We start from the raw sequence: 17457 nt of genomic DNA, 5'->3' as shown, positions 1-17457 counted from the left end.
GATTTCGACGTGAAGGCACGTGTCACCGTTACCTTGAAAACGGGCATCCTCGATCCGCAAGGCAAGGCCATCGAAGGCGCGCTGAAATCGCTCGGCGTCGACGGCGTCGCCAGCGTGCGCCAGGGCAAGGTGTTCGACATCGAGCTTGCCGGCGCCGACAAGGCCAAGGCCGAAGCCGTGCTGAAGGATGCCGCCGACAAGCTCTTGGCGAACACCGTGATCGAGAACTATCGCGTCGAGATCGTCTGAGTCCGCCTCGTAAATCCTCATGGTGAGGAGCGCAGCATGCGCGTCTCGAACCATGCAGGCCCGGCTCTTGCAGCTCGGCCTTCATCCTTCGAGACGCGCGCAGAGAGCGCGCTCCTCAGGACAAGGAGCCGGACTGGCTAACACGCGCAGTCGGGCGAGGGCCGCCCCCTCACAGCCATCCAACGTGGCGGAAGCGCCAGTACAGCGCTCCGCACGAAATCAGCATCACGCCGAGCAGCATGTAATAGCCGTACTCCCAGTCCAGCTCCGGCATGTGCTTGAAGTTCATGCCGTAGATGCCGGCGAGCGCGGTCGGGATCGCGATGATGGCGAGCCAGGAGGCAAGCTTCTTGGAGACCGCAGTTTCCTGTGCCTGGCCGACCAAAAGGCTCGCTTCGAAGGCGAAGGCCAGCACCTCGCGCATGGAATCGATGCGCTCCTGGATATTGCGGACATGGTCGGTGACGTCGCGGAACAGCGTCTGCATGGCCGGGCGCACCATCGACAGTTCGTCGTGCTCGAGCCGGCGGCAGACCTCCACCAGAGGGCCGATCGCATTCCGCAGCCGCAACAGGTCGCGGCGCAGCATGTAGAGGCGCTCGATCTGGGCCTTGGTGATGGCGTGGGAGAGCACGTAGTCCTCGATCTCCTCGACCTCCTCGTGAATGCTTTCGAGCACCGGCGAGTAGTTGTCGACGATGAAATCGAGGATGGCATAGAGGATGTAGTCCTCGCCGCGGGCGAGCGCCCGCGGACAACTCTCGCAGCGTTCGCGTACCGCCGTATACGAGGTCGAGGCGCCGTGACGGACCGTCACGAGATAGCCATCGCCGATGAAGATGTGGGTCTCGCCGAAGGCGATCCGCCCCTCGAGCAATTGCGCGGTCCGCGCCACGATGAACAGGGCTTCGCCGTATTGCTCGATCTTGGGCCGCTGATGGGCGTGGTTGGCGTCCTCGATGGCGAGTTCGTGCAGATCGAACTGCTTCTGCACGGCGCCGAGCAGCGCCATGTCGGGCTCATGCAGCCCGATCCAGACCACGTGGCCGGGCTTGGCGCGCCAGCTAGACGCCTCGCTGATGGCGATATTGGCGACGCGCCGTCCGTCGACATAGGCGCCGGCCGCGATGACGCCGTCGGCGGAAACCGGCTCGGCGGCGGATGTGGGCAGCGACGGGACATTCATGGTTTCAATCCCGGCAAATCGTTCGGCCAAATTGCGGTAACCATGGCCTGTGCACAAGGCGGCCCGGCGAGGCTAGCACTGGTAAAATCCCCGTCAAATGGTTATGTCTCTTCACGATTTGGCCGCCGTGCCACCCCGATTCCCGCCACTGTCGGAACCCGAGCCATGAAAGCCGCCATTCTCGTTTTTCCCGGAATCAACCGCGAGCGCGACATGGCGCGCGCGCTGAAGCTGATCTCGGGCAACGAGCCTGCGATGGTGTGGCACGCGGAGACGTCGCTTCCTGCCGGCACCGATCTCGTGGTGGTCCCGGGCGGCTTCTCCTATGGCGACTATCTGCGCTGCGGCGCGATTGCGGCGCGCGCGCCGGTCATGGATGCGGTGCGCGACTATGCGGCCAAGGGTGGCCTCGTGCTCGGCGTCTGCAATGGCTTCCAGATCCTCTGCGAATCCGGGCTGCTGCCGGGTGTGCTGATGCGCAACGCGCAGCTGAAATTCATCTGCCGCGACGTGCATCTGCGCGTCGAGCGTTCCGACACGCCGTTCACCCGCGGCTACAATGCGGGCCAGGTGATCCGCGTCCCCGTCGCCCATGGCGAGGGCAATTACGAGGCGGATGAAGAGACCATCAAGCGGCTCGAGGGCGAGGGACGGGTGCTCTACCGCTATTGCTCGGCCGACGGCGTGGTCGACGAAAGCCACAACATCAACGGCGCCGCGCATTCGATCGCCGGCCTGGTCAACGACAACGGCAACGTGCTCGGCATGATGCCGCACCCGGAAAACCACGTCGAAGATATCATGGGCTGCACCGACGGACGCGGCCTGTTCGCCGGCCTGGTCCAGCACCTGGAAAAGGCCGCGTGATCTCGTTCATTTTGAAGCGGTGTCTCGCCGCGCTCGCGACGCTCTCGTTCGCGACTGCTGCATCCGCGCAGGATTTTCCCAAGCGTCCGATCACCATGATCGTGCCGTTCGCGGCCGGTGGCACGTCGGACGTGATCGCGCGCACGGTCGCCGAGCAGATGGGCATCGCGCTCGGTCAGACCATCGTGATCGAGAACGTCGCCGGGGCCGGCGGCTCGACCGCGCTGGCGCGCGCCTCCCGCGCCGAGCCTGACGGCTACACCATCGCGATCGGCAATGCCGGCACCAATGCCGCGGCCTATACGATCTATCCAAAACTGCCGTTCACGCCGGACTCCTTCCAGCCGATCGCCATGGTGGCGAAGACGTTCGGCATCATCGCCCTGCGCAAGGATTTTCCAGCAACGGACCTCAAGGAGTTCATCGCCTACGCCAAGGCCAATCCGGGCAAGATCAATCTCGGCCATGCCGGCGTCGGCTCGTCGAATTATTTGATCTGCAAGAGCTTCGTCACGGCAGCCGGCGTCGATGCGACGCTGGTCGGCTATCGCGGCGCGGCGCCTGCGCTGACCGACGCGGTCGGTAGCCAGATCGACGGCGTCTGCGATGCGGCCGCGTCCGTCTCGCAGTCGATCAACGAGAAGCTGGTGAGGGGGCTCGTGGTCGGCTCGACCGTGCGGCTCGCCACGCTGCCCGATTTGCTCACGTCCGCCGAAGCGGGCCTGCCCGAATTCGAGGCGCAGGGCTGGAACGGCCTGTTCGCGCCCAAGGGCACGCCGCCGGCCGTTATCGCCAAGCTGAACGCCGCCGCGCGCACCGCTGTAGAAACCGACGCGGTGAAGAAGCGTTTTGGCGATCTGTCGACGGTCGCGCCCGATGCCGACGAACACACGCCGGAGCTGCTTCAGCGACTGGTGTCGCGCGACGTCGAGAAATACCGGAAAATGCTGGCGGACGACGCCAAGTAATAGCGTTTGGCGCTACCGCAGCTTCAGCCGTTCGGCCGGGACCGTCATGCTATGCGTTTGCCTGGAGTGCCGGCTTCCGCTTCACCCGCTTGATCGTGCCGGAGAAGGTGAGCAGCGGCCGGTCGCCGGACATCATCTTGCCGCGCAGGAAGATCAGCGAGCCGCCAGCGCGGGAGACTTCGCCCACGCATTCGATCAGTTCGCCCTCTCGCGCACCGTCGAGGAAGTCGCAGGCGAAATTGGTGGTCACGGCCGGCCCATCCAGCTCATGGGTCGCGATCGCAAACAGGCAATAGTCGGCGAACGCCATGAAGCATCCGCCATGGACGTTACCGGAGCCGTTGAGGTGCTTTTTCTCGACCCGGAAAGCGCTGCGGACGCCGCCGTCCTGTTCGATCTTGTGCCAGAACGGACCGATATGGCTCTCAAAACTGTCGCGAATCCAGGTCCGCCAGCCCTGGAATTCCCCATCGGCGGCGATGTGGAGGTCGGGGCGGCGGGACGGGGGCGCTTTGGTCAATTCGTGCAAGGAAATGGGCCTTCAATTACGGGTCTTTAGCCCTTAAATCCGATCCGACCGCGCCTTGCAATTCCTGTTCCCGCATCCCCCGGCCGCAAAACGTGGGACAGTGGAAAAATGCACCATAAAGGGCTTTTCGTGAGCCCCCGATGTTCCTAAGAACGGCAAACCCCGCCGAAAGCCTCGAATCCATGAAGAACGAACCCAAGATCACCTCCGAACTGGTTGCCGCCCACGGGCTCAAGCCCGACGAGTATGAGCGCATCCTGAAGCTGATCGGGCGGGAGCCGACCTTCACCGAGCTGGGCATCTTCTCGGCGATGTGGAACGAGCACTGCTCGTACAAATCCTCGCGCATCCATTTGCGCGGATTGCCGACCAAGGCCCCCTGGGTGATCCAGGGCCCCGGCGAGAACGCCGGCGTGATCGATATTGGCGATGGCCAGGCCGTAGTCTTCAAGATGGAGAGCCACAATCACCCGAGCTATATCGAGCCCTACCAGGGCGCGACCACCGGCGTCGGCGGCATTCTGCGCGACGTCTTCACGATGGGCGCACGGCCCATCGCCTGCCTCAACGCGCTGAGCTTTGGCGCGCCCGAGCATGCCAGGACCCGGCATCTGGTCTCGGGCGTCGTGGCCGGCGTCGGCGGCTACGGCAATTCCTTCGGCGTGCCGACGGTCGGTGGCCAGGTGCGTTTCCACACCCGCTATGACGGCAATATCCTCGTCAATGCGATGGCCGTGGGCCTCGCCGATGCTGACAAGATTTTCTATGCGGCCGCCTCCGGCGTGAACATGCCGATCGTTTATCTCGGCTCCAAGACGGGACGCGACGGCATCCATGGCGCCTCGATGGCTTCGGCCGAATTTGACGACAAGTCCGAGGAGAAGCGTCCCACCGTGCAGGTCGGCGATCCCTTCGCCGAGAAGCTGCTGCTCGAGGCTTGCCTCGAGATCATGGACAAGGGCTGCGTCATCGCGATCCAGGACATGGGCGCGGCGGGCCTGACCTGCTCGGCGGTCGAAATGGGTGCCAAGGGCGACCTCGGCGTCGATCTCGATCTCGACGCAGTGCCGACCCGCGAGACCGGCATGAGCGCCTACGAGATGATGCTCTCCGAGAGCCAGGAGCGCATGCTCATGGTGCTCAAGCCTGAGAAGGAGAAGGAAGCCGAGGCGATCTTCAAGAAGTGGGGGCTCGATTTCGCCGTCGTCGGCTACACCACGCCGAGCAAGCGCTTCGTGGTCAAGTATGGCGGTGACGTCATGGCCGACCTGCCGATCAAGGAGCTCGGCGACGAAGCACCGCTTTATGACCGCCCGCATGTCGCCGCCACCGCACTGCCGATCGTGCACGCCCGCGAGGTGTCGGCGCCGATCGGCGTCGGTGCCGCGCTGGAGAAGCTGATCGGCACGCCGGATATGTGCAGCAAGCGCTGGGTCTGGGAGCAGTACGACCACGTCATCCTCGGCAATACCATGCAACGGCCCGGCGGCGATGCCGCCGTCGTGCGCGTGCAGGACGGGCCGAAGGGCCTGGCGCTGACCGTCGACGTCACGCCGCGCTATTGCGAGGCGGATCCCTTCGAGGGTGGCAAGCAGGCGGTGGCGGAAGCCTGGCGGAACATCACCGCGGTCGGTGGCAAGCCGCTCGCGATCACCGACAATCTCAACTTCGGCAATCCGGAGCGGCCCGAGATCATGGGCCAGTTCGTCGGCTGCCTGAAGGGCATTTCGGAGGCCTGCCGCACGCTCGACTTCCCGGTCGTGTCCGGCAACGTCTCGCTCTACAACGAGACCAACGGCCGCGCGATCCTCCCCACGCCCTCGATCGGCGGCGTCGGCCTGCTCGACGATTTCACCAAATCGGCTTCGCTGGCCTTCAAGGCCGACGGCGAAGCGATCCTGCTGATCGGCGAAACCCACGGCTGGCTCGGCCAGTCCGTCTATTTGCGCGACATCTGCGGCCGCGAGGAGGGCGCGCCGCCGCCGGTCGATCTCGCCGCCGAGAAGCGCAACGGCGACTGTGTGCGCGGCATGATCCACGCCGGCACCGCGACCGCCGCGCACGACCTCTCCGACGGCGGCCTTCTGGTCGCGCTTGCCGAGATGGCGACGGCAAGCGGCATCGGCGCGAAGCTGCTCGCAGCGCCCGCTGCACTCGTGCCGCACGCGTATTGGTTCGGCGAGGACCAGGCGCGCTATCTCGTCACCGTGCCGGAGGTGGAAGCCGGCCGTGTGCTCGCCAAGATGCGCGGCTGCGAGGTGCCCTGCCTGCGGATCGGCACCACCGGCGGCGACGCGATCGCGATCGCGGGCGAAGCGCCGGTCGCGATCGACACACTGCGTGCCTCGTTCGAGCGCTGGCTGCCGGAGTACATGAGCGGGACGGTGGCGTAGGGCCGTTTCCGCATTCTCCGTCATTGCGAGCGCGGCGAAGCAATCCAGACTCTCACCGCGGAGACACTCTGGATTGCTTCGTCGCAAGAGCTCCTCGCAATGACGAGGAGAGACCGTGCCTCACAACACGTGCGACGCCCCAGGAATCTTTCGCAACGCCGCCGTCAGGCCCCAGCTCAGAATCACCGTCAGCACGAACACGGCGGAAGCCTTCTCGATTGCAGGCCAATTGTAGTCGAACAGCCAGTATTGCAGCCACAGCGTGATCGGATAGTGCAGCAGGAACATGCCGTAGGCAGCGGCCTGCATCGGATCGAGTAGCCTTGCTGAGCCTGACTGCCTGAACCGCTGGAAGAAGGCCAGGATCAGAAACATGATGGCCACGCTGAAGATGGTGACGCAGACGGCGTAAATTCCTTCATACCAGTTCGGCAGTGGCGACGGATTCCCCAGTATTTCTCGCTTGATGAAGATCAGCCCCCACAGCAGGCAATACGGAACGATCGCCAAGACCATCCAGTCCCAGCTCACCTTCGCCATCCTGCCGTCAGCCGAGAGCAGTCCGCGATCGATATTCGCAACGCCGATGCCGGCGCCGAAAAAGAAGTAGGTCGCATAGAGCATCACGCGCCCATGCTGGACCGAAAACGGCCCGAACTCGAACCAGTTGCTTGGTCCGAAATACATCAGCCCGGGTACATAGAACGCGGCGCTGACAGCCATCATGACCGCGAAGAATTCCGCGGGTCGGCGCCGCCCGCGCAGCGAGAGGCGGTTGATAGGGTCGAGCAGATCGGGCGACAGCCGGTACAGGAGGCATGCGATCAGGTCGAAGGCGAACAAGACCCAGAGGAACCAGATCGGCCCGCTTGGCCACGGGCCTTTCGTGATCGTAGTCCACCAGAACTGCGAAAATCCGATCTCGGGGTTGAGCCGCAGCGAGATGGCGTAATACGCGAGCGGAATGACCGTGAATGCGCAGATCACGAACGGTATGCCGAGCCGTCGGACGCGGTCTGCCAGATAGCTCGCCGGCCCCTTGCGAGCGATTCCCGACCACGCGAACAGCCCCGACAGGAAGAAGAACATCGCCATGAAGAAGCTGTCGGTCGCCAGCACGATCATGTCGAAGCCGACCCAGGAGGTTGGGTCGGTGTGGCCGAAATAGGTGTAGGGAATGACGGCGTGATGCAGCAGCACCACCAGCGTCAGGAAGGTGCGGGCGCGGTCGAGCGACAGATTGCGCACCTTGGCCTTCGGCTCGGCATGCGCCTCTGCGCCGATCGCCGCGGAATGTGACATCGTAATCATGGCCGTCCCGGTCGCGTTTCTGTCCGGCCGGACTCTGCCGCTGGGAACCCGATTCAGCAAGGGCAGATTGTGCCGCGACAACCTTCCATCGTGCGTTAGGAACCGGGTCCGCGCAACGCGGTTAGCGTTTCCGACACGGATGAAGGCCGCCGATTGCAGTGGCCACTGTCGCGGAGCTGGCGATGACGATCTTGAAATGGGCGCTGATCTTCCTGCTGATCTCGATCGTGGCAGGTGTGCTCGGCTTCACGGGCATCTCGGCCGCCTCCGCCGACGTCGCCCGCTTCCTGTTCTACATCTTCGTCGTGATCTTCCTGGTGCTGCTGATACTCGGGCTCACGATCTTCAGGGCGTAGCGTGAGATTTGAAATGGGGGGCCGGCCCCAAGCCGTCGTCTCAATCTGGTGCCAGCGGTCTCACGTGGGTGACCAGCTCAGCCAAGAATTCGTCGGGACGATCGAACGGAATGAAATGACTCCCGCCGCGCACCCAGACAAAATCCTTATGTGGGGCCGTGATCTGATTGAAGAATTGTTCGGCCGGTCCACCCGGCGTGTTGTAGTCGGCATCGCCCTCGATGAAGATCACCGGGATCGGAAACGCGAGACCCAGCGAGACGACGTCGCGCTTGAACATGGGGCCCTCTCGTCCGCGCAGATATTTTGCGGAGAAGGCCATGCCTTTACGCCAGTTGTACCAGTCCAGCAGCGAGAAATCCGGCATGAACGGCGGCGGGACAGGACCCGCCAACTGGAAGCTCTCGATGGAGGGTAGCCCCAGCGCTTTGCTCCATTTGTCCGCAACCAGTCGATTTTGTGGACTGATCAGAGGTCGCGCGACGATTGGCGCCAATTCTCCCAGAGCCTCGCTGTTGCCAGCGGACTGCGCCAACGCCTGCAGATGCGCGATCGTGATCTCGAATTGCTTCTCGAACGTCACCCTGCCGACCACTTGTCCCGTGCCGACATAGGCAGAGAACAAATCAGGGCGCTGTTTGACGATGTGAATGCCCAGAAACGAGCCCCAGGAATGCCCGACCAGGATAATTTTGTCCTTGTGCAGATGGGTTCGCAGATATTCGGCCAGCTCGATGCCGTCCTGCGTCATTTGCGCCAGCGTCATGGTTGGCGCGAGCGCATCTTCTCCGGCGGCGCCATAGGTCCGGCCGGCGCCGCGCTGGTCCCATTGCACGACGGTGAAATGCTTTTCCCAGGGGCGCCAACCCGACGAGATCGGCAAAGTCGTTCCCCCGGGCCCGCCGTGGACGAACAGGAGGACCGGGTTATCCCGATCCTCGCCGCGGATTTGAATCCACTGCTTGATGCCGCCGATGTCGACGAACTTTCCCTCCTGGACGCCCGTAGGTGAGCGGATCGCAAGAGTTTCGGCAGCAAGATGCTGGCGATAGGCGCGAAAACCCAGTCCGGCGGCGGCCACCACAATGAGGACGCCGGCCAAGCCCAGCAACGAGAGCCCAACCAGTCTTGCGGCAGTGCGCGGCATCTTGTGCCTTATCGACTGAGAGGAGGCGATCCATGATCGCCCGGCTTCACAGCTGCACCGTGAGCTTACCCCACCTCCTCGATCTTCACCTTGTCCGGATAGAAGGCGAGATGCCCGGAAATCTCCGCCATTGCGGGGAAGGGCGTCTCATAGGTCCAGATCGCGTTGTCGAGCGTCTTGCCGTCGGCCTTGATACTGTAATAGCTCGCATCCCCCTTGTAGGGGCAATGCGTGACGCGGTCGGTGCGCTCGAGCAGCGCCATGTTGGCGTCTTCCCGCGGCACATATTGCACCGCCGGATATTTGGCCTCCTTCAGCGTCAGCGCCTTGGTGGTCTCGGCGATCACGATGTCGCCCGCCGTGACGCGGATACGCCGGGCGGTCGGGGTGATGGTGATGGGGTGGTCAGGCCCTGGAAGTTTCATGACTTCACGCCTTTTCGATCAATCTGCCGTGCGCGGCACTTTGTCGTGCCTTTATCCTGGTCGGATCACCGATATAGTGCCTCAAGGCGTGACGTAGAAGGCTGTTCACGCTAAGTTTGGCCCTGCCGGCAAGTTTGGCTTTGCTGATCCGGACCCCGGCAGCGATTCGACGCCGAGGCTGATTTGCAGCCGAGATTAGGAGCAAGACCCGAATGCCAATGGACGCCCACGATATCGAGGCGATGATCAAGGCAGCGATCCCCGATGCCGAGGTGACCATCCGTGACCTCGCCGGCGATGGCGACCACTATGCCGCGACCGTGATCTCGGAATCGTTCCGCGGCAAATCGCGCGTCCAGCAGCACCAGATCGTCTATCAGTCGCTGCGCGGCCAGATGGGCGGCGTGCTGCACGCGCTGGCACTGCAAACCGGGGTTCCTGGCGGACCCGGGGTGCCAAGTACTTAAGCCAGGTACTTAAGATTTGACGAGTACTTGATCTGACGAGCACCTGACCTGATCGCGAGAGCGGGGGACGACGATGGCTGCGGATAATCCTCGCGGTGCGATGTTTCGCGTCATCGTGCCGAACCAGCACAGCCGCGTCACCAACGCCGAGCTGTTCTTCGACCTCGTGTTCGTCTTCGCCATCACGCAAGTCTCCCATACGCTGCTGCACCACTTTACGCCGCTCGGCGCGGTACACGTCACGGTGCTGTTTCTGGCCGTGTGGTGGGTGTGGGTCTACACCGCGTGGGTCACCAACTGGCTCAATCCCGAGCTGACGCCGGTCCGCATCCTGCTCTTCCTGATGATGCTGGGCGGCCTCGTGCTGTCGACCACGATCCCGACCGCGTTCGAGGGGCGCGGCCTGTGGTTTGCGATTGCCTACGCGACCATGCAGGTTGGACGTACGGCGTTCTGGCTATTCGCAACCCCGCGCCATCGGCAACAGGTCCGCCATAACGCCATTCGCATCCTGACGTGGCTCTCGATCTCTGCCGTGCTGTGGATCGCAGGCGGTTTTATCGAGGGCGAGACGCGGCTATGGCTGTGGATCGCGGCGGTCACCTGGGAGTACATCTCACCGGCGGCACGCTTCTGGGTCCCGAAGCTGGGGTTTTCGTCGATCGAGGCCTGGGCCGTCGAAGGCGGCCACATGGCGGAGCGCTGCTCCCTGTTCGTCATCATCGCGCTCGGCGAGGCCGTCGTCGTCAATGGCGCGACCTTCGCCGAACTGGACTGGACCGCGGACAACATTCTTGCCTTCGTGTCGGCGCTGGTCGGCAGCATCGCGATGTGGTGGATCTACTTCCACAAGGGCGCGGAGGCCGGCGCTGAGCGGATATCGAAGACCGCCGAATCCGGCCGCCTGGCGCGGCTCGCCTATACCTATCTGCACATGCCGATCGTCGCGGGCATCATCCTGGCCGCGGTCTCGGACGAACTGGTGCTGAAGCATCCGAGCGGCCATTCCGACATCCGCACCATCGTGAGCACGGTCGGCGGGCCGCTGGTATTCCTGACCGGCACCATCCTGTTCAAGCACGCGATCCGCGGCTTCCTCCAGCTGTCGCACGGCATCGGCATCATCCTGCTTCTGGCGCTGAGCTGGTTTGCGGCTGATCTCTCGCCGCTATGGCTGTCCGTCGTGACAACGGTGATCATGATCGTGGTCGCGGTGTGGGAGTCGGTGTCGCTCGGGTCGAAGGGCGAGGAGGCGGAAGAGCATTGAGGCGCAGCCGGCCACAGGCCAATCGGATAGAGACTCCTGGAGCGGCCCGGGCGCGCGCCTCGTCCTTCGAGACGACCGCTCCGCGGTCTCCTCAGGATGAGGCTAGTCAGCGCCGGTGCCCGTTGAAACTGCTGCCACGCACTCCGTCCTCATCCTGAGGAGCCCGCCTAAGGCGGGCGTCTCGAAGGATGCGCCGCAGGAAACGGCGGAATTTCTACTCCGCCACCTCCAGAGCATGCACGGAGAACATCTTCCCCGCGTCCGTCCAGGTCTCGCGCACGCGCCAGCCGGCTCCTTGCGCCAGCGCAGCAAAACGCTCGAGGCTGTATTTGTAGCTGTTCTCGGTATGGATGCTCTCACCCGCCCGGAATGAGAAGCTCGTGCCGAGCATGCGCACGGTCTGGCTTTTCTTGCTGATCAGATGCATCTCTATTCGATGCCGCTCGCGGTTATAGATCGCGCGATGGGTGAAGGCGGAGAGGTCGAAATTGCCGCCGAGCTCGCGGTTGATGCGCACCAGCACATTGAGGTTGAAGCGCGCGGTGATACCGGCGGCGTCGTTGTAGGCGTCGTGCAGCACGCGCTCCTCTTTCTCCAGGTCGGCGCCGATGATCATCTGCGCGCCCCGGCCGAGAATCGTGCGGGCGCTCTTCAGGAAGGCCTGGGCCTCCTGCGGCTCGAAATTGCCGATGGTCGAGCCGGGGAAGAAGCCGACCTTCGGCATCGATGCGACCGCCTTGGGCAGCTCGAACGGCGTTGTGAAGTCGGCTGCCACCGGATGGATACCGAGCGACGGGAAATCCCGCTTCAGGCCGTTCGCCTGCGCCTTCAGGAAGTCGCCGGAGATGTCGACGGGCACATAGGCTGCGAACTTGCAGTGGTTGAGCAGCAGACGAACCTTTGTCGTGGCGCCGGCGCCGAACTCGACCAGCGCTGCATGCCCCGGAATGATCTTCGTGATCTCGCCGCCGCGCTCCCTCAGGATCGCAAGCTCCGTGCGCGTCGGATAATATTCAGGCAGGCGCGTGATCGCCTCGAACAATTCCGATCCGGTCGCGTCGTAGAAATATTTCGGCGACAGTTTCTTCGGCTGCCGCGACAAATCCTCGATGGCTTCGCGGGCGAATGCCGTCGTCTGCTCATCGGGAAGATGGGCTTCGGCCAAAGCGCTGCCATGCACATTCATGATACTCTCCTGAACGCGCTGTCCGGCGCGCGGTTGTCGTCGGATGAGAATTAGTCGTAATCGGCGAGCCGCAATCCCGTGAATTGCCAACGATGATGCGGATAGAAGAAGTTGCGATAGGTGACGCGGCTGTGACCGTCAGGCGTTGCCAGCGAGGAGCCGCGCAGTACCAGCTGGTTGATCATGAACTTGCCGTTGTACTCGCCGAGCGCGCCCTCGATGGCGCGATAGCCCGGATAGGGCGCGTATGAGCTACGCGTCCACTGCCAGGCGATGCCAAAGGCATCGTTGAGCTGGCCGGTGCGCGCGGCGACCTCCCATTCCATCTCGGTCGGCAGATGTTTTCCGGCCCAGCGGGCGAACGCGTCGGCTTCGTAATAGCTGACATGGCAGACCGGCGCGTCGGGATCGACCGGCTTGAGGCCGGCCAGCGTCATGACATGCCACTCGCCGTCGATCTCGCGCCAATGACCCGGGACCTCCCAGCCTTCGCTGTTCACGGCAGCAAAACCGTCCATCAGCCAGAGAGTTGCGGTCCGATAGCCGCCGTCGCGCATGAACGCGAGCCATTCGCCATTGGTGACGAGATTGCGTGCGATCCTGACCGGGCCGACCAGGGCGCGGTGTGCCGGCTTCTCATTGTCAAAATGAAAACTGTCGTCGACATGGCCGACGGTATGGATGCCCTCGTTCAGCGTCAGCCAGTCCTCACCCGTGCGCGTCGAGGCCGGAAAGCGCCAGTCCGGATCGTAGGCCGGCGGAATCGGGTTCTGGGCGAAGGCGTGCAGGATGTCGGTGAACATCAATTCCTGGTGCTGTTGCTCGTGATTGAGCCCGACCTCGACCAGCGGCGCGATGGCCTGAAGCTTGTCCTCGCCCGCCTCGCGAAAGAATTTCACGACCGCCGAGTCCACATGTTTGCGATAGGCGCCGACCTGATCGGCGCTCGGCCGGGTGATGTCGCCGCGGCGATGCCGGGCGTGACGGGGGCCTGCGCTGACGTAATAGGAATTGAACAGGAACGCGAAATCGGGATGGAAGGGCCGGTAGTCCGGACAGTGCTCGCCGAGCACGAATTGCTCCCAGAACCAGGTGGTGTGGGCGCGGTGCCATTTTGTCGGGCTCGCATCCGGCATGGACTGGATCTGCTGGTCCTCGGGCGATAGCGGCGCAACCCGGCGTTCGGTCTCGTTGCGGACGGTGAGAAACGCGTCCTCCAAGGACTGGGCGAGGCTGCCCGGAGCGGACACCTCTGACGAAAGCGCGGGGGCGGCCGTAGCGGAGGCTTGTTTCGTCACGTTTTTCTCCAGACAGGACAAGAGAACGTTGTTGGCGTTGCCCGGTTCCAAAACCAAGGTTCGTCCTAGATAGGGGCTCCGTTACGGTATGAAAGTCCTCCTCGGTAATGATATTAGCGTCATCAGGCCATGCCCCGGGCTGGGTTTCGGATCGGCCGTCCGAGCCCCGTCGCCGCCATTTTACTTTGGATGCACAACGGTTTGGGCTACATATATAGACAGGTATCGGGTTAAATTGGCTGAGCCGGCCCGAGTTGATCGTTGAGGGCTCCGCCCCGGAAGGACATGGATATGAGCATCGAGGAATTCATCGGTAACGAAGTTAAGTCGAACGACGTGGTTCTGTTCATGAAGGGCACGCCGCAATTTCCGCAGTGCGGCTTCTCCGGCCAGGTCGTCCAGATCCTCGACCATCTCGGCGTCGGCTATAAGGGCCTCAACGTCCTCGAATCGGCCGAACTGCGCAACGGCATCAAGACCTTTTCGAACTGGCCGACGATTCCTCAGCTCTACGTCAAGGGCGAGTTCGTCGGTGGCTGCGACATCATCCGCGAGATGTTCCAGGCCGGCGAATTGCAGCAGCTCTTCTCCGAGAAGGGCGTTGCGGTCAACGCTGCGGCCTGACGCTTGACCACGCTGACGCGCCGGATCGGCAGCGCCCAGCTCGAGGTCATCGTTGCTGACATCACCACGCTCGGCGTTGACGCCATCGTCAACGCGGCCAACACGTCGCTCCTTGGCGGGGGCGGCGTGGACGGCGCCATCCATCGGGCGGCCGGGCCCGAACTGGTCGCCGAGTGCCGCACGCTGCATGGCTGCAAAACCGGCGACGCCAAGATCACCAAAGGCTATCGGCTCAAGGCCGCGCATGTGATCCACACTGTCGGGCCGGTCTGGAATGGCGGCACGCACGGTGAGGACGATCTGCTAGCCTCCTGCTATCGCCGCGCGATCGAACTGTGCCGGGAGCATAAGCTGACCTCTGTGGCATTCCCCGCGATCTCGACCGGCGTCTATCGCTTTCCCGCCGAGCGGGCCGCCGAGATCGCCGTCCGCACGACAATCGAAATGCTGCCCCTGGCACCGTCCGTTGCCCGCGTGGTGTTCTGCTGCTTCTCGGAGCCGAGCGCCAAGCTCCACGCCGAGGCGCTTGTGCGGCACAGCGGCCCTTGTGCCGATTGACGCGGTCAGTACACTCCGCCGGACCATGTTCCGGGGAGGGGATATGATTTCACATGTTGGACTGCGTGCGCTCGTCTGCGGCGCGCTGGTGTCGTTTGGCGCGACGTCGCTCGCGAACGCGGAAGGGACTTACGAGATCCCGGCAGGCGCTCATTTCAATCAGGACAAGCTCGCCAAAATTAGCGAGTTCTTCAAGAACGAGGTCGCGGCAGGCAAGATTGCCGGCGCAACCGTGCTGATCAAGCAGCACGGCAAGCCGGTCTATCGCGAAGCCTTCGGCGTGCAGGACGTGGTCAGCAAGGCGCCGATTACGGACAAGACGATCTTCCGCTTGTTCTCGATGAGCAAGGCGATCACTTCTGTCGTTGCAGTGCGGTTGATCGAGGACGGCAAGATCAAGCTCGACGATCCCGTCTCGAAATACATTCCGTCCTTCGCCAATGTGAAGGTTGGCGTCGAGAAGAAGGCCGAGGACGGTACCAGGTCGCTCGAGCTCGTGCCACCGAGCCGGCCGATGACGGTGCACGACTTGATGACGCACACCTCGGGCGTCACCTATGGCTTCTATGGCGACAGCCTGGTCCGCAAGGCCTATCGCGACGCCAACATCTATGCCGGCGATTTCGACCTCGCCGAGTTTGCCGAGCGAATCGGAAAACTGCCGCTGCACAACCAGCCGGGCGCGTTGTGGCAATACGGCCACTCCACCGACATCCTGGCGCGCGTCATGGAGGTCGCGGCCGGCAAGCCGCTGCTGGAGATCGAGCGGGAGAAGCTGCTTGGCCCGCTCGGCATGGTCGACACCGGCTTCTTCGTCACCGATCCCGAGAAGCAGAAGGTGCTGGCCCAGCCGGTGCCGAACGACAGTGATTTCCGGGTCGGTCGCATCAACGATCCAACCGTCGCCAAGAAAATCCAGTTCGCGAGCGGCGGCATGGTTACGACCATGGCCGATTATGAGCGCTTTGCGCAGATGCTGCTCAACGGCGGCAGCCTCGACGGCAAGACCATCCTCAAGCCCGCGACCTTCAAGCTGATGGTGACCGACCAGGTCGGCCCGAACTCCGGCGTCGATCGCGACTATTTCTACTTCCCCGGCGACGGTTTCGGCTTTGGCCTCGGCCTTGCGGTTCGCACCGATCCCGGCAATGCCAAGCCGCCGCCGCCCGGCGATCTCGGCGAATTGAAATGGGACGGCGCCTCGGGCTGCTATTTCGTGATCGACCCCAAGCAGGACATGTTCTTCGTCCTGCTGGAGCAGACCCCGACCGAACGCCAACGGGTGCAGCGGACATTGAAACAGTTGGTTTATGAAGCCATGGAGAATTGACATGCGCGGGCGCCGCGCCCTGATCGCGGCGCTCCTGTTCGGTACAATCGGTGCACAGGCGGGCTCCGAGGGGCGTGTCGCCCACAATTTCTCGCCCGAGGGACTGGCAAAAGTCTCCGACTACATCAGGAACGAGATCGCGACCGGCAAGATTCCCGGTGCCATCCTGCTGCTTCAGCAGCACGGCAAGCCGATCTATTACGAGAATTTCGGCGTCCGCGATGTCGCGACCGAGATTTCAATGAGCGCGGACACGATCTTCCGGCTCTATTCGATGTCGAAGCCGATCACCTCCGTGATGGCGATGATGCTGGTCGAGGAGGGCAAGCTCGCGCTCGACGATCCCGTCTCGAAATTCATTCCTGCTTTTGCCGGCATGAAGGTCGGCGTCGAAAAGAAGGCCGAGGACGGCAAGGTCGCGCTGGCGCTGGAGCCCCTCGATCGTCCGGTCACGATCAAGGACCTGCTGCGGCACACTTCCGGACTGCCTTACGGCTATTACGGCGGCGGCATGGTGCGCGAGCTTTATGCTGATGCCAACCTCTTCAACAGCGATCTGACCAACGCCGATTTTGCCGCCAAGATCGCCACGCTGCCGCTGGTCGAGCAGCCAGGCACGGTGTGGGACTACGGCTTTTCCACGGACGTCCTTGGCCGCGTCGTCGAGGTGATCTCCGGAAAGACGCTGCTCCAGTTTGAAAAGGAGCGGCTGCTCGATCCGCTCGGCATGACCGAGACGGCGTTCTATGTCGCCGATCCCGCAAAATATCCGCGCGTTGCCGAGCCGATGCCGGACGATCGCAACATCAATGCGACGACGCAGCTCCGCGATGTCAGGCGGCCGCTGAAATGGGAATCGGGCGGCGGCGGCCTGGTCGGCACGATCGGCGATTACGCCCGCTTCGCGCAGATGCTGCTCAATGGCGGCACTTATGAAGGCCGGCGCTATCTCAAGCCCGAGACCATTGCACTGATGGCATCGGATCATATTGGGCCCGAAACCAAGGTCGCGCGCGATCAGAACTATTATCCGGGCGGGAGCTCCGGCTTCGGCCTTGGCTTTGCCGTGCGCACCTCGGTGCCGCCGGGCACCTCATGGCCGCTCGGCGAGTATCGTTGGGACGGCGTCGGCGGCACCTTCTTCTTCATCGATCCCGAGGACGATCTGTTCGGGATCTTCATGGTGCAGACCCCGACGCAGCGCGGCCGGATTCAACTGGCGCTGAAGACGCTGATCTATCAGGCGATGGGGCGCTGAGCTCGACGGTTACGCCGCTTTCGTAGATCCTATGGGTG

The 17457-nt window shown here is 63.2% G+C and carries 18 protein-coding genes; 11 read left to right on the top strand and 7 right to left on the bottom strand.

Annotated features, from left to right (window positions below; translation table 11 throughout):
• The first annotated feature begins 9 nt into the window (after positions 1 to 9).
• The gene (purS, locus tag FXV83_RS25560) at positions 10 to 249 is read left to right on the top strand and encodes a phosphoribosylformylglycinamidine synthase subunit PurS (protein ID WP_027560254.1); all 240 of its coding nucleotides are present in this window, start codon (positions 10 to 12) and stop codon (positions 247 to 249) included.
• 169 nt (positions 250 to 418) lie between these two features.
• Here the strand turns inward: purS and FXV83_RS25555 are convergent, their stop codons facing one another.
• A complete protein-coding gene (locus FXV83_RS25555) occupies positions 419 to 1435 on the bottom strand; it encodes a magnesium and cobalt transport protein CorA (RefSeq protein WP_148742387.1) in 1017 nt (338 codons plus the stop codon).
• A 165-nt stretch (positions 1436 to 1600) separates the two neighbouring features.
• Between FXV83_RS25555 and purQ the strand changes: the two genes are divergently transcribed.
• Both purQ and FXV83_RS25545 read left to right on the top strand, forming a co-directional pair.
• Positions 1601 to 2302, top strand: a complete 702-nt coding sequence (purQ, locus tag FXV83_RS25550; protein ID WP_148742386.1) for a phosphoribosylformylglycinamidine synthase subunit PurQ — start codon at positions 1601 to 1603, stop codon at positions 2300 to 2302.
• Complete coding sequence (locus FXV83_RS25545) at positions 2299 to 3270, top strand: tripartite tricarboxylate transporter substrate binding protein BugD (protein WP_148742385.1); 972 nt, start codon at positions 2299 to 2301, stop codon at positions 3268 to 3270. The genes purQ and FXV83_RS25545 overlap by 4 nt, the downstream gene beginning before the upstream one ends.
• Before the next feature lie 49 nt (positions 3271 to 3319).
• On the opposite strand, the gene FXV83_RS25540 is transcribed toward FXV83_RS25545, so the two are convergent.
• Positions 3320 to 3799: a PaaI family thioesterase gene (locus FXV83_RS25540; protein ID WP_148742384.1), complete on the bottom strand. Its 480-nt coding sequence runs from the start codon at positions 3797 to 3799 to the stop codon at positions 3320 to 3322.
• Positions 3800 to 3981: 182 nt separating this feature from the next.
• Between FXV83_RS25540 and purL the strand changes: the two genes are divergently transcribed.
• Entirely contained in the window at positions 3982 to 6192 is a 2211-nt protein-coding gene (purL, locus tag FXV83_RS25535) for a phosphoribosylformylglycinamidine synthase subunit PurL (RefSeq protein WP_148742383.1), read from the top strand.
• Positions 6193 to 6312: 120 nt separating this feature from the next.
• Here purL and FXV83_RS25530 read toward each other — a convergent pair whose 3' ends face one another.
• Positions 6313 to 7503 (bottom strand): acyltransferase family protein, encoded by a 1191-nt coding sequence (locus FXV83_RS25530; RefSeq protein ID WP_148742382.1) that lies wholly within the window; start codon positions 7501 to 7503, stop codon positions 6313 to 6315.
• 182 nt (positions 7504 to 7685) lie between these two features.
• On the opposite strand from FXV83_RS25530, the gene FXV83_RS25525 reads away from it, so the two are divergent.
• Positions 7686 to 7859, top strand: a complete 174-nt coding sequence (locus FXV83_RS25525) for a DUF1328 domain-containing protein (protein ID WP_148742381.1) — start codon at positions 7686 to 7688, stop codon at positions 7857 to 7859.
• 40 nt (positions 7860 to 7899) lie between these two features.
• On the opposite strand, the gene FXV83_RS25520 is transcribed toward FXV83_RS25525, so the two are convergent.
• Together FXV83_RS25520 and FXV83_RS25515 are read right to left on the bottom strand one after the other, a co-directional pair.
• Positions 7900 to 9006, bottom strand: coding sequence for an alpha/beta fold hydrolase (locus FXV83_RS25520; RefSeq protein WP_148742380.1), 1107 nt, complete (start codon positions 9004 to 9006; stop codon positions 7900 to 7902).
• 65 nt (positions 9007 to 9071) lie between these two features.
• Positions 9072 to 9431, bottom strand: coding sequence for a DUF427 domain-containing protein (locus tag FXV83_RS25515; RefSeq protein ID WP_148742379.1), 360 nt, complete (start codon positions 9429 to 9431; stop codon positions 9072 to 9074).
• Positions 9432 to 9643: 212 nt separating this feature from the next.
• Between FXV83_RS25515 and FXV83_RS25510 the strand changes: the two genes are divergently transcribed.
• On the top strand, positions 9644 to 9898 hold the full coding sequence (locus tag FXV83_RS25510) for a BolA family protein (RefSeq protein WP_148742378.1): 255 nt from the start codon (positions 9644 to 9646) through the stop codon (positions 9896 to 9898).
• Between the two features lie 73 nt (positions 9899 to 9971).
• Positions 9972 to 11165, top strand: coding sequence for a low temperature requirement protein A (locus FXV83_RS25505; RefSeq protein ID WP_148742377.1), 1194 nt, complete (start codon positions 9972 to 9974; stop codon positions 11163 to 11165).
• Positions 11166 to 11379: 214 nt separating this feature from the next.
• Here the strand turns inward: FXV83_RS25505 and egtD are convergent, their stop codons facing one another.
• Both egtD and egtB read right to left on the bottom strand, forming a co-directional pair.
• Complete coding sequence (gene egtD / locus FXV83_RS25500) at positions 11380 to 12351, bottom strand: L-histidine N(alpha)-methyltransferase (RefSeq protein WP_148742376.1); 972 nt, start codon at positions 12349 to 12351, stop codon at positions 11380 to 11382.
• Positions 12352 to 12401: 50 nt separating this feature from the next.
• The gene (gene egtB, locus FXV83_RS25495) at positions 12402 to 13700 is read right to left on the bottom strand and encodes an ergothioneine biosynthesis protein EgtB (protein WP_187436154.1); all 1299 of its coding nucleotides are present in this window, start codon (positions 13698 to 13700) and stop codon (positions 12402 to 12404) included.
• A gap of 240 nt (positions 13701 to 13940) precedes the next feature.
• On the opposite strand from egtB, the gene grxD reads away from it, so the two are divergent.
• Genes grxD through FXV83_RS25475 form a run of 4 tightly spaced genes read left to right on the top strand, consistent with a single transcriptional unit; the run spans position 13941 to position 17419 of the window.
• On the top strand, positions 13941 to 14273 hold the full coding sequence (gene grxD / locus FXV83_RS25490; protein ID WP_187436151.1) for a Grx4 family monothiol glutaredoxin: 333 nt from the start codon (positions 13941 to 13943) through the stop codon (positions 14271 to 14273).
• A gap of 3 nt (positions 14274 to 14276) precedes the next feature.
• On the top strand, positions 14277 to 14831 hold the full coding sequence (locus tag FXV83_RS25485) for an O-acetyl-ADP-ribose deacetylase (protein WP_148742370.1): 555 nt from the start codon (positions 14277 to 14279) through the stop codon (positions 14829 to 14831).
• 43 nt (positions 14832 to 14874) lie between these two features.
• Positions 14875 to 16161, top strand: coding sequence for a serine hydrolase domain-containing protein (locus FXV83_RS25480; RefSeq protein WP_187436150.1), 1287 nt, complete (start codon positions 14875 to 14877; stop codon positions 16159 to 16161).
• 1 nt (position 16162) lies between these two features.
• Positions 16163 to 17419, top strand: a complete 1257-nt coding sequence (locus tag FXV83_RS25475; protein ID WP_187436149.1) for a serine hydrolase domain-containing protein — start codon at positions 16163 to 16165, stop codon at positions 17417 to 17419.
• The last annotated feature ends 38 nt before the right edge of the window (positions 17420 to 17457 follow it).

The organism is Bradyrhizobium hipponense, assembly GCF_008123965.1.
GTDB lineage: Bacteria > Pseudomonadota > Alphaproteobacteria > Rhizobiales > Xanthobacteraceae > Bradyrhizobium > Bradyrhizobium hipponense.
This window is presented reverse-complemented; position numbering and strand designations above follow the sequence as displayed.

What these genes read in the sequence shown, in the direction of transcription:
- FXV83_RS25555 (WP_148742387.1), bottom strand. Translation starts at nt 1,435, where the DNA reads ATGAATGTCCCGTCGCTGCCCACATCCGCCGCCGAGCCGGTTTCCGCC.
- purQ (WP_148742386.1), top strand. Translation starts at nt 1,601, where the DNA reads ATGAAAGCCGCCATTCTCGTTTTTCCCGGAATCAACCGCGAGCGCGAC.
- purL (WP_148742383.1), top strand. Translation starts at nt 3,982, where the DNA reads ATGAAGAACGAACCCAAGATCACCTCCGAACTGGTTGCCGCCCACGGG.
- FXV83_RS25530 (WP_148742382.1), bottom strand. Translation starts at nt 7,503, where the DNA reads ATGATTACGATGTCACATTCCGCGGCGATCGGCGCAGAGGCGCATGCC.
- FXV83_RS25525 (WP_148742381.1), top strand. Translation starts at nt 7,686, where the DNA reads ATGACGATCTTGAAATGGGCGCTGATCTTCCTGCTGATCTCGATCGTG.
- FXV83_RS25520 (WP_148742380.1), bottom strand. Translation starts at nt 9,006, where the DNA reads ATGCCGCGCACTGCCGCAAGACTGGTTGGGCTCTCGTTGCTGGGCTTG.
- FXV83_RS25515 (WP_148742379.1), bottom strand. Translation starts at nt 9,431, where the DNA reads ATGAAACTTCCAGGGCCTGACCACCCCATCACCATCACCCCGACCGCC.
- FXV83_RS25510 (WP_148742378.1), top strand. Translation starts at nt 9,644, where the DNA reads ATGCCAATGGACGCCCACGATATCGAGGCGATGATCAAGGCAGCGATC.
- FXV83_RS25505 (WP_148742377.1), top strand. Translation starts at nt 9,972, where the DNA reads ATGGCTGCGGATAATCCTCGCGGTGCGATGTTTCGCGTCATCGTGCCG.
- egtD (WP_148742376.1), bottom strand. Translation starts at nt 12,351, where the DNA reads ATGAATGTGCATGGCAGCGCTTTGGCCGAAGCCCATCTTCCCGATGAG.
- grxD (WP_187436151.1), top strand. Translation starts at nt 13,941, where the DNA reads ATGAGCATCGAGGAATTCATCGGTAACGAAGTTAAGTCGAACGACGTG.
- FXV83_RS25480 (WP_187436150.1), top strand. Translation starts at nt 14,875, where the DNA reads ATGATTTCACATGTTGGACTGCGTGCGCTCGTCTGCGGCGCGCTGGTG.
- FXV83_RS25475 (WP_187436149.1), top strand. Translation starts at nt 16,163, where the DNA reads ATGCGCGGGCGCCGCGCCCTGATCGCGGCGCTCCTGTTCGGTACAATC.